General features: G+C 38.3%; 9 protein-coding genes and 1 pseudogene. All 10 read right to left on the reverse strand.

Annotated features, from left to right (window positions below; all coding sequences use genetic code 11):
* Nucleotides 1-105 precede the first annotated feature (105 nt).
* Entirely contained in the window at nt 106-1,440 is a 1,335-nt protein-coding gene (locus NCCP28_RS16365; RefSeq protein WP_248562502.1) for an MFS transporter, read from the reverse strand.
* The gene (locus NCCP28_RS16370) at nt 1,418-2,107 is read right to left on the reverse strand and encodes a 4'-phosphopantetheinyl transferase family protein (protein ID WP_248562503.1); all 690 of its coding nucleotides are present in this window, start codon (nt 2,105-2,107) and stop codon (nt 1,418-1,420) included. The genes NCCP28_RS16365 and NCCP28_RS16370 overlap by 23 nt, the downstream gene beginning before the upstream one ends.
* Nucleotides 2,104-3,474 carry an MFS transporter gene (locus NCCP28_RS16375; RefSeq protein ID WP_248562504.1) on the reverse strand — a complete coding sequence of 457 codons (1,371 nt, stop codon included), beginning with the start codon at nt 3,472-3,474 and terminating at the stop codon, nt 2,104-2,106. Before NCCP28_RS16375 ends, NCCP28_RS16370 begins: the two co-directional genes overlap by 4 nt.
* Complete coding sequence (locus NCCP28_RS16380; RefSeq protein WP_248562505.1) at nt 3,474-3,692, reverse strand: MbtH family protein; 219 nt, start codon at nt 3,690-3,692, stop codon at nt 3,474-3,476. Before NCCP28_RS16380 ends, NCCP28_RS16375 begins: the two co-directional genes overlap by 1 nt.
* On the reverse strand, nt 3,685-10,692 hold the full coding sequence (locus NCCP28_RS16385) for an amino acid adenylation domain-containing protein (protein WP_248562506.1): 7,008 nt from the start codon (nt 10,690-10,692) through the stop codon (nt 3,685-3,687). The genes NCCP28_RS16380 and NCCP28_RS16385 overlap by 8 nt, the downstream gene beginning before the upstream one ends.
* Nucleotides 10,693-10,704: 12 nt before the next feature.
* Nucleotides 10,705-10,932: a phosphopantetheine-binding protein gene (locus NCCP28_RS16390; RefSeq protein WP_248562507.1), complete on the reverse strand. Its 228-nt coding sequence runs from the start codon at nt 10,930-10,932 to the stop codon at nt 10,705-10,707.
* 33 nt (nt 10,933-10,965) lie between these two features.
* Entirely contained in the window at nt 10,966-12,582 is a 1,617-nt protein-coding gene (locus NCCP28_RS16395; RefSeq protein ID WP_248562508.1) for a (2,3-dihydroxybenzoyl)adenylate synthase, read from the reverse strand.
* 422 nt (nt 12,583-13,004) lie between these two features.
* Nucleotides 13,005-14,078, reverse strand: a complete 1,074-nt coding sequence (locus NCCP28_RS16400) for a bifunctional 3-deoxy-7-phosphoheptulonate synthase/chorismate mutase (protein ID WP_375709425.1) — start codon at nt 14,076-14,078, stop codon at nt 13,005-13,007.
* Between the two features lie 92 nt (nt 14,079-14,170).
* Nucleotides 14,171-14,815 (reverse strand): annotated as a pseudogene (locus tag NCCP28_RS16405) (isochorismatase family protein); the annotation flags it as partial.
* A 161-nt stretch (nt 14,816-14,976) separates the two neighbouring features.
* Nucleotides 14,977-16,212, reverse strand: coding sequence for an isochorismate synthase DhbC (gene dhbC, locus NCCP28_RS16410; protein WP_248562510.1), 1,236 nt, complete (start codon nt 16,210-16,212; stop codon nt 14,977-14,979).
* Between the last annotated feature and the right edge of the window lie 35 nt (nt 16,213-16,247).

Below are 16,247 nucleotides of genomic sequence, written 5' to 3' on the forward strand. Positions count from 1 at the left end.
GTGATTACCACAATCAATCTTTTTATCTACCTTGTTCAATTACATTCAACTTATTCCAAAACGACAATCTTTTAGAAGAGAATCTCATTTAAATACTGTTGTTATTTATACAACTTCTTGAGATAATGCCTTTATTTTCGCATTAGATTGTTTTACGGAAGGCACGAAGGTCATAGTAATTGCTGCAATAAATGCTGGAATTGCAAATATTACAAAACACATATAAGTTGGTAGATTCCCTGTTAATAAAAAACCTCCTAAAACAGGACCAATAATGGCACCAATACGTCCGACACTAAGTGCAGTCCCTAAAGCCGTTGACCTCATGGAAGATGGAAAATGCGATGAAATAAATGCATTATTTAAATTTTGTGCTCCAATTGATGCAGCACCAACAAAAGCGACCAACAAATACAGTATCCACACATTCGGGTTAAATGTTAATAACAGTAAGCATACCCCTCCGATTGAGTAGAGCGTGGTTAAAACTTTCTTCGAACCTAAACGATCTGCGATATATCCTCCTATTAGAGAGCCAATAATGGCACCGATATTCAAACTTAATAAAAACAGCAAACTTGACGTTAGCTCATAGCCAGATGATACCATCATTTGTGGTAACCATGTACTCAAACCATAAACTAATAATAAGCCCATAAAACAAATAACCCAGAATAATACTGTAGCTCGTGTTCTTCCTTCTTTAAACAACTTTGTAATCGACACACCTTCTGTCTCCATATTTACAACAAGCGCATCTTGTTGCTGAGGAATATAAGAAGGATTTAATCGATGTAACATAGCTTTTGCTTCCTTGATTTTCCCATTTTCAACATAAAAATAAATAGATTCAGGTAATGAAAAAATCATAAACGGCAGCATAAGGAGCGGTATGGTACCGATAAAAAACATCCACTGCCATCCAAACGATGGAATAACCCACATTCCACATAAAGAAACTAAAATTCCGCCAATTGAATAACCGCTAAACATAATACCAACCATAATATTACGCATTTTCTTGGGAGAATATTCGGACGTTAATGTTACAAGTAAAGGTGGAATCCCTCCTAAACCAATGCCTGCGACAAATCGAAAAGTCATAAATAATGGAAGGTTCTCCGCTAATCCTGTTAATAAAGAAAAAATGCTAAATACTGCTGTACAAACGATAATGACATATTTGCGTCCAAATTTATCTGCTGCCACCCCAGAAATAACGGATCCAATTAAACTACCGATAAGAGTAAGTGAACCAATCATTCCAAGAATTGCGGTACTTGCTCCCCAAGTTTCTATTAACGTTGGAATAACAGCACTATATACGACTAAATCATAGCCATCAAACAAAATTAATAGCATACACCATAGAAGGACTGTAAAATGTGCCTTATTAAATTTACTGTTATCAATAACATTAGCTACTTGTATATTTCTCACTGCTCCATCTCCCCTCCATAAAAAAAGTTTTCAGCTGATGTACTGTTATTAACAACACTTGCTCTACACGACATTCACTGCATACAGCACATTTATATTGTGAATCAATACTTATAGACTGAACTCGAACAGGTACCTTTTTTCCGTTTTGATAAACCATGCCATTAGGATTAATGTCAATGCTAGTTAAATCTGTCGATAATCCAGTTCCTAACCACTTCACATAACTTTCTTTTGCTGTCCATAAATAATAGAAGTCTTCCATCCTATCAAGCTGGAAGAGTTTCTGCTCTGTTTCAGTCCAAACACTTTGGAATAACGAAAAAGCACGGTATTGTTTTTGTTCAATATCGATTCCTACTGGACGATCACTTATTGCACAAATTACATACTGACCCGCATGTGAAATATTAAAATGCAAGTTATGATTTGTTAATCTATATTTTCCAAATTGGTTTACTTGATATGTTAATTCCGTGGGTTCACATTGTAATTGTTTTGCTAATTGCATTTGGATTAACAAACTGCCAACCATGCTGCGCAAACGATCATCATAATGGCGGAAACGCAAAATATGGTGCTGACGTTCTTTAGAAAGGCAACCGAGAAGCTCGTGAAACAGCCTCTCCTCTAACCTTTCAATTCGACAAACAAATATTTGTATCATGATGCTTTATGCTCACTTAACGAAAAAGCATTCGGACGTACAAATAACGTAAATGCAAAGCCTACTAGTAATAGTCCGACAGTTCCAACCAAGGCAATTTGATAAGCCAAAGTGCTTTCAACCACTTGTTGTGCAAGTAATAAAATTATCGCAACAAGTGCAATACCTATAGCTGCCCCAACACGATTTACCATATTATATAAAGTGGTAGCTTTACTCATATTCTTTTTCGTTATGTGATTAAAAGCAGATACTTGCGCTCCTATCACTGTTTGTCCTAAGAAAATACCCATGCAGAACATTAAACCTCGTAATATCCACGGGTTAGCTGTTGGTCCAAGGGTTATAATAATCATAAATACAATCATTGTTCCTACTAAACCACCTTGAATAACTGTTCTCATACCTAGTTCTTTTGATGTCTTCGGTAAAATACGCGATGCGGCCATCAATCCTAATGCCTCTGTAAACACAATCAGGGAACTTTCTAAAGCAGAAGCCGAATACATAGATTGATACATAAGAGGGAATAAATATAACATCCCCATTAATGCCCCCATCGAACACATCGCCACAAAGCTTAATGAACAAAAGAGCCGGTCTTCATATAAATGCATGTCTAACAAAGGCTCTGTTATCTTTTTTTCATAACGATAAAACTGTATTAACAATGCACTGCCAATCAAACCAAATAAAATAACTTTCCATGTCATTCCTTCAGAAGCTATTAAACTTAAAGTCAACATAAAAATAGGCAGCCCGAATGCCACGTATAGATACCCTTTTAAATCAAATTTTGAATCAAACAATTCAAATTCATTCAGTGTTAATAATCCGAAAACCACCACCACAATGCCGAATGGAATATTGATAAAGAATGCCCAGTGCCATGACATGTATTCTGCAAATAATCCTCCAACTAACGGACCAACTGCAGGTGCAAAAGCAATTGGCAAAACAAGAGTGCGCGATAGTTTTTGACGCTCTGCTGGTGAAAATGTCCGAAACAGCAATGCCATACTAACAGGTGTAATGATTCCACCAGCTAATCCTTGTAAGACACGTGCTGCAATAAGCCCCGTAAGCGTACTGGCAATGCCGCACAAAAAAGAAGCCAATGAAAAAAAGAACACTGCTATTACAAACACCTTTTTCACACCAAATCGATTTGCTAAATATCCAGCAGCCGGTAAACTAATTGCAATACTGCTTAAATAACCAATATTGATACCGTTTGTTTCATTTGCAAATATATTAAAATCCCTTGCAATTATAGGTAAAATAACATTCATGATTGTTCCATCTATCGCAACCATGAACATCGCGATCACATATAATATCATGATGATGATAGGATGATTTTTCATTAAGACATAACCTTATCCATGGCTTGACTTAAACTTTTTGGACGCATGTCCTGCCAATGCTTTTCAATAAATTGCTGGCACCTACTTTTCACCTCTGGTCCATACTCTTTGTTCCATCCGCCTGGTATAGCAATAGCAGCTGGCCATAATGAATATTGCCTCTCTTCATTTACTAACACAATATAGTTTCCTTGTTCATTTTCAAATGGATTATACATAATGTTCTTCCCCTTCCTTTTCAGTTAGTGCTTCTTTAACAAGTTTTCCAATTTCCGCAAGTGGTATTGGCTGGCACATATCTTTATGCCGGCACGCAATATCATAGCTTTTTATTTGACCAGTAATGAATGGTGCCCAAATTTGTGCATCTACGTTAGGGATTCCGTCTGGGACAATAGTCGATTTGAAAAATAATGCATCCCCTTGATAGCAGGCTGCTTCGTGTTCTTTTAATAATCGAATCGAATTTTTGTATACTTCTTTTAAATTCATGATAGTTTCTCCTGAAAGGGATGCAAGTGCACTTCCCTCTGCTTGCAGCTGCTCTATCACAAATTCTTGTGTCAACTCTGCATCTATTTCTGGGTCATATCCTCCTAATGCTAATAATGCAACGAGCGCTTCTTGATCTTCACTCAATTTGAACGGTGGAGTAAAGCTTATTGGATAGGCATCAAAAATAATAAGCTGTTCTACTTTGTGACCTCTTTGCTGCAATTGTACAGCCATCTCTTGTACAACATTGCCACCAAGTGACCAGCCTAATAAACGATATGGTCCTTCGGGCTGCAGTTGTTGTATGGTATCAATATACCCCGCTGCCATTTCAGCCAATGTTTTTGGCAACGTTTCTTTCTTACCTATTCCTTTAGCTTGAAGACCATAAATGGCGATATTTGTTGGCAATGTTTTCAATAGACCTGCATAACACCAGCTTAATCCACCTGCCGGATGAATACAGTACAACGGCTTTTCCCCTTGACGTAATGGCAATAATATATCAAGTGCATTAGGTTCATCATCACCATTTAATTTCTCAGTCAGCCTAGCAACAGTCGGCGCTTCGAATAAATGACCTATATTCAACTCTTTTCCAAAAGCCTCTTTAATACGTCCAATAAGCTGCACTGCCAGTAAAGAATGACCGCCTAAATCAAAGAAACCATCTTCAATTCCCATCTGTGGTACATTTAATACTTCTTTATAAATCTCACAAAGTAACTCTTCTTGGGGATTACGCGGTAAAATCATTTCTTTTAAACTAGTGTCTGGTAAAGGCAAGGCATTTTTATTTAACTTGCCGTTAGTAGTCAGCGGTATCTCCTCAATAACCGTAAATGTCGAAGGAATCATATAATCAGGCAAGTCACCGGCAGCAAATTGACGAATGGACGTAGCGTCTATTATTTGATCCTGTTTTTGCACCATATAAGCTGCTAATCTTAAATCTCCTGGAACATCTTCCCTTACGATTACGGCAACTTGCGCAATTTGTGGATGTTTAAGCAATACATTTTCTATTTCACCTAATTCAATGCGAAATCCGCGAATTTTCACTTGATGATCGATGCGGCCTATATAATCTAGCTCTCCATTTTTTGTCCAACGAGCTAAATCTCCTGTACGGTACATTCGACTGCCTGGTTTTCCATACGGATTGGCAATAAAACGCTCTGCTGTCAACGCTTTCCGCTCAAAATATCCTCGTGCTAACCCTTCACCTGCCACGTACATTTCACCAATAACATTTGGAGGGACAGGCTGAAGTTTTGCATCCAGCACATACACATCTAAATCAGGAATGGCGACACCTATTAGACTGTTCGCATTTCGCTTCACCAGTTCTTTATTTAATTTCACATAACTTACATGAACCGTTGTTTCTGTAATACCATACATATTTACAAGTTCAGGTTTATTATCAGGATGTCTGCTATACCAGTCTTCTAATCTATTAAAATCCAAAGACTCTCCCCCGAATACAATATAGCGGAGTGATAACTGACGACTAAGTTCAGGGTGATCTCGGTCTGCTTGCATTAGTTGATAAAAAGCGGATGGAGTTTGATTTAACACCGTTACATTCGCATCTGCTAATAATTGTAAAAATTGTTGCGGCGAACGACTCACATCATGTGGAACAACAACAAGTTCTCCTCCGTATAATAAGGCTCCCCAAATTTCCCAAACTGAGAAGTCAAACGCATAAGAATGGAATAATGTCCATACATCCCGCTCATTAAAAGCAAACCATGAATTCGTCGCATGCAATAAACGAATAACGTTTTGATGCGGGACAACAACCCCCTTAGGTCGGCCCGTGGATCCCGATGTATAAATAATATAAGCAGGATGTAAACAATTTAATGGTGTATTTCTTTCTGCCTGTCTAATATTTGAATGATCGTAATTTCCGATTGTCTCAAGGTCCATATAAATACACTCTATTTCATCCATTTCTATTGGCAATTTCATATCATTTGCCGTCACAACAATAGATGGCTGTACATCATTTATAATGTACTCCATACGATCTTTCGGATAGGATGGATCGATCGGTACATAACCCGCTCCTGTTTTTAGCACAGCCATAATACCTACGAGCATGTCAAGAGAACGCGGTAATAACAATGGCACAAATGATTCTGCCTTAACGCCTTTTGCTATTAGATACCGTGCAAAACAGTTAGCTTTTTGATTCAATTGTTCGTATGTTAAGTGATCCCCATTATATGAAACTGCCACACTCTTCGGATGGATAGCTGCCTGCTGTTCAAACTGTTCCACAATCGTTGATGGTTTCGTTTCAATCGTACCTGTATTCCAGCCGATAATCGTCTGTTGACGCTCTTGTTCTGTTATAATGCATAAGTCTTCAATTCTTGGATTATTTTGCAGTTGTGAAAGCACCATCTGGAAGCGATGCATCAGCATTTCAACAGTATTTAAATCGTATAGATCTGTTTTAAATTCAACAATTGTTTCAATCCCATTTGCCATTTCATCCTTATACAATTCACGCATTTCAATACTTAAATCAAATTTCGATAGTCCAACTGTATAAAGTTCCATGTCGGCATTATTATCGTCTATTGTTAATGAAGGCATTGGTGTGTTTTGTAATGCAAACATAATTTGGAATAAGGGATGGCGTGACGTCATACGCTCTGGATTTATTTGCTCCACTAAACGGTCAAATGGTACGTGCTGATGCTCATAAGCTCCAATGCTAGTAGAACGCACACGTTCGATCAGCTGTTCGAATCTCGGATTGTTGCTTGTATCTACACGCATAACCAGTGTGTTAATAAACATGCCGATTAAATCGAGAGTCTCTTCATCTTCTCGTCCTGCAAACGGACTTCCTACAACAATATCTTCTCCGGCACCAAGTTTTGTTGCCATTGCACTAAATGCTCCCAGTAAGATCATATATAAGGTGACATTGTAGTCTTTGGCTAATTGCAGCAGCTGTTTATGTAACTCTGATGGAATGACGAATTTTAAGACATCCCCTTGTGCCTGTGGACTGTGCTTCCGTTTTCGGTCTGCTAATAGTTCTATTTCATCAGGAATTCCTTCTAACTGCTTTTTCCAGTATAATAATTCACGATCCTGTAAAGAAACGTCATCCATTTTACTTTCGAGCAAATGCTGCTGCCATAATGCAAAGTCTGCATACTGAATAGGCAGTGGAGTTAGCGATCCGTCGTAAGCTGTTTGCAAATCATGCATAAGTGTTGCTAAAGACCATCCATCGGAGCTAATATGATGCATGACAAATACCGCAATCATTTCATTAATAATGGTTACTTTAAAACCAACCTCATGCTGTAAATCAAAAGCATAACGAGTTGCTTGTTCCACCTCGTATGCCTCGTCCTCCTTCTCCACTGTTAATATATTAAAATGAACCGGTTCTTCAACAAGCAGTTGGTAAGGAACACCATCTGAAGCTGGATACTTCGTTCGTAAAATATCATGTCGATTCGCTACTGCTTGCACAGCCCCCTGGAATTTAGCTACGTTGATTTTTCGTTTAAATGTTAAAACAAGTGGAATATTATACGTCGCACTTGGACCTTCTAGCTGATGCAAAAACCATAAGCTTCGTTGATTGAACGATAGCGGTATGCGATTTGGACGCTTCATCTTCTGAATCGTTACAGGCTTGCTTTCAACATGTTGCTGCTGCAGCTTACGTGCCAGCAATTCAACCGTTGAGTTTTCAAAAATCGCTGAGATTGTAATATTTGTTTGTAATTGCTGCCGTATTTTTAATAATAATTGTGTCGCTAATATGGAATGACCGCCTAAATGGAAGAAGTCTTCATCTACCCCAACCTGTTCAATAGATAAAACCTCTTCAAATAATGTGCAAAGTGTTCTCTCCAAAAATGATTGCGGTGCTTTTTTTTGTTGAGTATCGACAAAAGGCTGCGGTAATTGTTTACGATCGATTTTCCCATTATTTGTTAACGGCATAGCGTCGATTGGTACGATAAAAGAAGGTACCATATATTCAGGCAATTCTTGTTTTAATGTACCCATTAACTCTTGAGGATGGATGCTCCCTACTATATAAGCGACAATACGCTTGTCGCCTGGAACATCTTCCCGAACGGTTACAGCTACCTGTTCGACTGCTTGATGTTTTGCAATTTCCGCTTCAATTTCTCCTAATTCAATGCGGAAACCCCGAATTTTTGTTTGGTGGTCGGTACGACTAATATAATGCAGTGTACCATCCGTATTCCATTTTACTAAATCGCCTGTTCGATACATTCTGCTGCCACTCGGACCATACGGATTTGCAACGAAACGCTCAGCAGTCAAAACTTGACGTTTATGATAACCACGGGCTACTCCTTGACCTGCAATATAAAGCTCCCCGATTACATCTGGCGGCACAGGCTGCAGCATGGAATCTAATACATAAAGCTGCGTTTTTTTAATCGGTTTGCCTAAAGCTGGCACATGCTGGTTTTCAGATGGCACTTGCATTGTTGTTGACCAAATCGTTGTTTCAGTAGGTCCATACATATTATGTATTGCCGCACCAGCAAAACCTAACTCATTTGCAAGAGAAATGGACAATGCTTCCCCGCCAACTAAAACACGTAAACCCTTCAAACTATTCGGTGAATATTTCACAAGATATTGCCATACGATTGGTGTTGCTTGCATCATTGTAATTTTTTTTTGCTCAATGATACTTGCTAACTCCTGGGGATCTTGGATTTCATGTTTCGCTGCAAGTACAACACTTGCCCCATTCAATAATGGCAAATAGATTTCTAACGCGGAAATATCAAATGATATCGTTGTTACAGCAAGCAATTTTTCCTTTTCATCTAGGTTAAATGTATACTGCATCGATTTTAAGAAGTTCATTAAACTTGCCATTTCAATCACAACGCCTTTAGGTTTGCCTGTTGAGCCTGATGTGTAAATCATATAGGCTGCTTGACGAGGTGAATGATTAAATTCAAATTCATATTTAGCTCTGTCTTGCCGTAAATTTTGGACATTTACCGTCATTACTTGTGTTGCAAAAGGCAGCTCTTCGAAATTAATGAGAATAATGGCTGGCTGTGAATCTTCAATCATATAGTTTAAGCGGTCTTTTGGGTATGCTGGATCAAGCGGTACATATGCAGCGCCCGTCTTTAAAACCGCAAGCATGGAAGAAATCATTTCAATGGAGCGATCCATACAAATACCGACAAACTGTTCGCTGCCAATCCCCTTCTTCAGCAAAAATGCTGCAATATTATTTACATTATTCATTAATTGCCGATAAGTAATGGATTGATTATTCATTTGAATAGCAATAGCATCCGGTGTACGTGAAGCCTGTGCTTCAAAAGATTGAGATAAATTTTTATATTCGACTTCGCTGTTCGTGTCATTCCAATCCATTAGAATCTGTCCGCGCTCTTCATCACTTAAATAATCCACAGTGAATATAGAGTGTTCTTGATTATTTAAAAGCTGTTTAAAAAAGCGCATAAAACGATGTGCATGCTCTTTCACTTTTAGTTCACTGTATCGATTACTATTAGCAGCCACATCTAAGCGCATTCCCTCTGCTGTTCTATAAATATTAAATGCAATATCTTCTACTGCACCTGTAGATATTTTTTCTATTTGGCCGATAGTTTGTCCAAAGTGTAAGTCTTCATAAAATGGCATAAAATTAACTTGCGGCCCAAAAAGCAGCTCTTCTGGATTAAGATGCAAATCCCGTCGTATCTGCTCATGACGGTAATATTGATGCTTTGTCACCAGCGTCATTTTACGTTTGGTTTCTAATACGATATGTTCAAATGTCTGTTCAACAGTAAAATCCATCCGAAATGGGATCGTATTTACTTTTGTGCAAGGAACATTTGCCGTCTTACTGCCAAAACGCCCCATCATAGGTATGCCTAATACGACACTTGGAGCATTCGTTAAGCGTTTCGTAAAAGCTGCAACTGCAGCGGTTACTACGTGCTGGACATTCACCTTCAATTGCTTTGCAACTTGTTGTGCTTTTTCCCAACACTCTTTTTCAAAAATACTTTCATGTAAAAACGTTGGACCGATGTCCAAATGAGCACTTTCTGACAGGCTGGCAATATCGATACCGGTTAGTTCATTAAACCAAAATGTCTGATCTTGTTTGTACTGCTCGGAAAGTTTATATTGCTGCTCTTCTTTCAGCACATTTGCGTATTCGCCAAAATTTTTGGTATAAGCTTGACCATTCAAATATGCGTGATAGCGTTCAGCAATTTGCTGATAAATTAGGCGAAAACTATATGCATCACTCACTAAATGATGAATGCGTAAATATAAATAGTGCAGCTGACTATTTTCTGTAAAAAGGATAGCACGTACGAGAGGTTCATCCGTCAGTTGAATTATCTTTTCAACATCTTTATACATGATGCTTTTTGCCTTTTCAAAGTTCTTGCATTGCTGATGTTCGCAAGAAAAGGATGTGTTTTCTTTTAAACGATGCCAAACTTGTCCATCCTGCTCAAAACACTCAATATGTAAAGCTTGTGCCGAAGCAATAGTATCTTTTACTGCTGTTAATAAGATGTCAACATGGACATTACCATGTAATCGTACATATTCTGCTGTATTATATAGCGAACTTGCTGTCATATGCTGTGCATACCAAATCCCCAATGCAGCATCTGGTAATGGATAAGTTTTTGCAGCCATTTTGTCTCCTCCTTACACTGTCGTATATATATGAATTTTTTCAAGCCAAGCTTCAATCGATGGCTGCTCCAAAAATTCCAAGAAATTAACTAAAATACCACGTGTACGCAGCTCTTCTACAATTGACATTACCATCATCGAATCTAAGCCTGCATAAATTAAATTTTCATCGTCCGCAATTGTATCCATCTCATCCTCTACATAGGATGATAATAGTTCCCGTAATTGTTCTTTTGTCATGTCAAAACGCTCCTTTAATTAAAATATTCTGTCTTATTCAGTTGGTTGCAACTGTTCTTCTATTATTTTGCGCAATTCTTTTTTTGAAACCTTCCCTAAATGTGTCATAGGGAACTTTTCGACAGATACAAATTCATCTGGAATTTTATATGTTGCAAGACCTCGATCACCTAAGAACTTTTTTAATTTCCGCTTAGCTATTTGTTCATCGTGAAAAATAACAAAAGCACAGCTTTTTTCTCCCATATAAGGATCTGACATTGCAACAACTGCAGCATCATGAATGGCAGGGTGGGCAAGTAAATGATTTTCCACTTCTTCTGCCGCGATTTTTTCGCCACCACGGTTAATTTGATCTTTATCTCGGCCTTCAACTGTCAAATAGCCTTGTTCATTGACACTCACAATATCTCCAGTCCGATAAAATCCATCTTTTGTAAATGCTTTTATATTATGTTCAGGAGCTTTGTAATAACCTTGAATGGTATATGGCCCTCTTGTTAATAAATGCCCTGCCACCCCTGCTGGCAGTTCATTATCTTCATTATCAACGATTTTTATTTCATCATATGGTGACATCGGTCTTCCTTGTGTATGAATAATGATTTCTTCCGGATCATCTAAACGTGTATAATTGACTAATCCTTCTGCCATACCAAAGACTTGCTGCAATTTGCATTCGAAAACCGGTTCGATTCTTTTCGCGGCTTCTGCACTAAATTTCGCACCGCCCACTAATATTACTTCTAAGCTTGATAAATCCTCTGTTCTTAATGGCTTTACATCTAACCAATGAAGTGCGAGCGGCGGCACAAGCGGCACCATGGTTACACGATGCTTCTCTATTAATGGGAAAGCTTCCTCAGGGCTTGGGGTGAGACTCAAGACAATTTTCCCGCCTGCATAAATTGCCCCTAAGATTCCTGGGGAGCTCATTGGATAATTGTGCGCTACAGGGAGGACAACCAAGAAAATGGTCTGATTAGTGACTTCACAGCACTCTACGCTTAACTTGATCGTGTACATATATTCATCATGTGTTCTCGGAATAAGCTTAGACCTTCCCGTACTTCCACCAGATAATTGTAAAAAGGCAACATCGCTTCCCTGCACATTAATCTCTCTAAGCGGCTCATCACTATATACTTGATTAAAAGAAAGAAACTCTTCTGCCTCCCCAACAACAATGATATGCTCTAATGATGGGGTAGCGTCTTTTACTTGTCTTGCTAAAGTTCGATAGTCAAATCCACCGAATCGATCGGGAATGATATAGGCGTCCGCTTCTGAAAACTCACAAAAATAGTTTATTTCGTTAAAACGATGTGAAGGCAATGAAAAAACTGGAAGTGCACCAATCTTAAATAAAGCAAATACGGCTTCAACATAAGGAATAATATTAGGTAATTGCACCACTATCCGGTCTCCCTTATCTATACCGAGCTTTTGCAAGCCTGCTGCAAACTTTGTTGCTCGCTCATTCAATTCTGCATATGTAATCGAAGACTGATAATCTATTACTGCAATATCATTGGCATATTGCTTGCTTCGATCTTCAAGCATTTGTCCAAACGTCAGGCCTTCCCAACAGCCTTTCTGACGATAATATTCGGCCTTATCTGCTGGCCAGGGTGTAAAACCTTCAAGCATAGTAATACCTCCAATGTTTATTTAAAAAATGAAAGCAACAATAAATACATTCGATAGGGATAATCATTTTCAATCGAAAAGTGCACTATTAGTCCGATACTGCGCCAGCGCGGATGGATTGAAAGATGGTACCCAACCTATGGATATCAGTTGCATACCACCGTTAACGCTTTTTGCTTTTGTGCTACGTTTTTAAGGGCATCCTGTTCAACTTTTTATATCCTATCCTTTTTCGGATTTTGACAAGCTAACTCGAAAGGATTATTGATCTATAAATGGAACAAGGAATGACTCTATCCATATTAAATAAAACAATATTGTAAAAACATCGGGTGTGGTGGATTAACTATTTCATTCCTATCAATTGAATACAATGAATAGCATTCCTCTAATCAGCAGCCACTGTCCCAGCACATGTATTATTATGAATGCACAATTTCATATTGATTCTTGTTAAGGTAGTTCTGAATTTCATTATAAAATTCTTCGAATTCATTTAAGTTCATTTGCTGTTTAGAATCTGATAAGGCAATTGCTGGATCTGGATGGACCTCAGCCATAATGCCATCTGCACCAACTGCAAAAGCTGCTTTCGCTGTAGAAGCTAATAAATCCTTTCTTCCAGTCGAATGCGTAACATCTACTATGACGGGCAAATGCGTCTCTTGCTTAAGTATTGGAACTGCAGATATATCAAGAGTATTTCTAGTTGCTGTTTCGTATGTTCTAATGCCTCTTTCACAAAGAATAACCTTCTTATTCCCTTCTGAAAGAATATATTCAGCTGCCAATTTAAATTCTTCAATCGTGGCCGCCAATCCCCTTTTCAACAAAATAGGCTTATCTATTCTCCCTAATTCTTTTAAGAGGGAGAAGTTCTGCATATTCCTGGCTCCTATTTGAATGACATCAACAAGCGGGATTGCTTTTTCGATTTGTTCCACACTCATAATCTCTGTGATAACTGCCATATTTTGCTCACGGGCTACTCTTGAAAGAATTTCCAATCCTTCTATTCCCAGCCCTTGAAAATCATATGGAGAAGTACGCGGTTTAAAAGCTCCTCCTCTTAATAGCCTTACTCCTTTTTGCTCCAATACTTCAGCTACTTCCCGAACCTGCTGATAACTTTCAACAGCACAAGGTCCCAAAATAAAATGAGGTGTGCCATCCCCGATTCTCTCACCATTTATTGTGACGATTGTGTCTTCTTTCTGGTATTCTCTAGAGTAAAGCAGAGGACTCTGCTGTTTTTCTTCCTTATTTTCAACCTTTTTATTTGAATTGGAAAATTCCTTAAGAAGATGATCTATTGTCTCCATCATTTGTTCATCTTTATCCTTTTTGGCTAAATGAATCATTTTCGTAAACAGTGAATCGGATGAAACGCCATAATTTTTTTGGATCTCTTTAACAAGTTCCCACCTTTTAAACACCAATTGCAATAGCTCTTCATCAACCGTATCTCTTAAACTAGATAAGCTTATCATTGTAATCCTCTCCTCTTATGATGCATTACCTGCCCAGTAATTAGATTTACTAATTAAATCATTAAATAAAAGGTTCCTTTTTCTCTTTATTTAGCAACCCCTTCTTTACTGTTCAATTCCTCTACTATCCTAGTGGCTGTCGTGGTAATCCCACAGCGGGAAGATACATAGTTTAATGACATTAGATGGAATTCCTCTGAAAAATCCGCTACAGCATCAGCAACAAAAAATGGCTGTATGTCTTGCATAAATGCATCACAAGCTGTTAGTAAACATCCAATGTGAGCATATACACCACAGATGATAAGTTGATCACGTCCCTGATTTTGCAGATAATCCAATAATTCAGTTCTTTGAAATGCACTATATCTCCACTTCGTCAAAACAACATTCTGATCATCTGGTGACAATTCATCAACTATATTAGTGTAGTTAGGATTATCCTCCAGCCCTTCTCCCCAAAAATCTGTAAGAAGAGCCCTGTCTTGAGGAGACTGATTTCCAGGCTGAGCAGAGTAAACAATTGGAATCCCCATCTCTTTGCATTCATTTTTTAGTAATTTAATATTTTGTATAAGCTCAACAACAGGAGACTGATCCGAATCATAAGCACTTAGAAAATACTTTTGCATATCGTGGATAAGCAGAACTGCACGTTTTGGATCAACTTTCCAGTCGACCTTATTCTCCGGCAGCTCCTCTATTCTTGGCATTTTATATGGTGTGATGGCAGGTATACCCATCAAACTTCACTCCCTTTATGTATTTTTTATTAAGATTGACGACATTTTTCCTTTCTGATTCACTAAGACCCATGGAAATGAATCACCAGCGTTGTCTCATCTGTACTTTGCAGATAGCCAGGTTCATTGAGACACTCAGATTCCCACTTTTTATATTCCGATTATTCGGAATCCTTTAAGCCTTTTAATCCCATAGCATAAAGCATGGTACGAAATTTAGCGGATGTTTCTTCCAATTCCTCTTCTGGCTTCGAACCGGCTACTACCCCGGCACCTGCATATAAAGAAATAGTGCTTTTTTCAATTTCTGCGCAGCGAATGGCTACTATCCATTCTCCATCTCCACTTTCATCGCACCATCCAACAATACCTGTAAAATAATTGCGGTCAAAAGGTTCTACTTCATTAATTGCTTCATATGCCCTCTCTGTCGGATATCCACAAACAGCTGGTGTAGGATGAAGGGCAAGGGCCAAGTCAAGTGAAGTGACTTTACTATCCACAATTTCTCCTTTTATTTCTGTTGAGAGATGCCACATTGTCTCTGTTTGAACTACCGACGGCTTGTCTGGTACAACCAAGTTTGTACATAAAGCTGCGAGTTCCTTACTTACTGCATCAACCACCACTGCATGTTCATGTAAATCTTTTGCTGAAACTAATAACTCCATTGCTCGTCTCCTATCTTCCACAGGATCTTCACTACGGGGTCTAGAACCTGCAAGAGGATTTGCTATTAATGTAGTCCCAGCTCTTGATACCAACAATTCAGGACTTGCTCCCATAAAAGTCCGTTTATTATTCTGATAATCTGGATCTTTTCCATTTTTGCTGGAGTTGCTATTTAATAAATTCACTGCAAATGTATAGCCTCCAGCATTGTACTGTACCAAATTTTGCAGAATTTGCTTCGTATCTACTGGATCCTCAGTTTGACATCTTAATGTTCTTGCTAGCACAATCTTTTCCAGTTCTCCTTCCTGAATATAGGTTAGCCCTTGGTGGACACCATCCATATATTCTTCAGGTTTAGGAATTGATCGCATATCATATGTATTTAATGAAGAATTACGATCAGGTAATATACCTTTTATTTGATGAGGAACAGAAAATTTTGTCCTCTCCGGAATAATGAGCTGTGGAGCATTCTTTGGATCGAAAGGTATGGCACCTACGGCTACAGGTTTTAAGATCCCTTTTTGCCTTGCCTCTTCCAACGCCATCTTTACTTGTTCTGACAGAGTCTTCTGATGCATCTCTTCACTTTCACTAAATATTTTTTTAAGTACCCCTTTTCCGAGCATTGTTCTGCTTGGTGAAGATAGGTAAAAATCTCCTTCTTCATAGGCGTTAAGAAGTTGGTCTTTAACATCTGCAGGCATCATAACTTTATTCATTTTTTTCCCTCCAGTTTTCTCTTTTATTATATGAA

Source organism: Niallia sp. NCCP-28 (assembly GCF_023168165.1).
Lineage (GTDB): Bacteria > Bacillota > Bacilli > Bacillales > Cytobacillaceae > Niallia.

What these genes read in the sequence shown, in the direction of transcription:
- NCCP28_RS16370 (WP_248562503.1), bottom strand. Translation starts at nt 2,107, where the DNA reads ATGATACAAATATTTGTTTGTCGAATTGAAAGGTTAGAGGAGAGGCTG.
- NCCP28_RS16375 (WP_248562504.1), bottom strand. Translation starts at nt 3,474, where the DNA reads ATGAAAAATCATCCTATCATCATCATGATATTATATGTGATCGCGATG.
- NCCP28_RS16380 (WP_248562505.1), bottom strand. Translation starts at nt 3,692, where the DNA reads ATGTATAATCCATTTGAAAATGAACAAGGAAACTATATTGTGTTAGTA.
- NCCP28_RS16385 (WP_248562506.1), bottom strand. Translation starts at nt 10,692, where the DNA reads ATGGCTGCAAAAACTTATCCATTACCAGATGCTGCATTGGGGATTTGG.
- NCCP28_RS16390 (WP_248562507.1), bottom strand. Translation starts at nt 10,932, where the DNA reads ATGACAAAAGAACAATTACGGGAACTATTATCATCCTATGTAGAGGAT.
- NCCP28_RS16395 (WP_248562508.1), bottom strand. Translation starts at nt 12,582, where the DNA reads ATGCTTGAAGGTTTTACACCCTGGCCAGCAGATAAGGCCGAATATTAT.
- dhbC (WP_248562510.1), bottom strand. Translation starts at nt 16,212, where the DNA reads ATGAATAAAGTTATGATGCCTGCAGATGTTAAAGACCAACTTCTTAAC.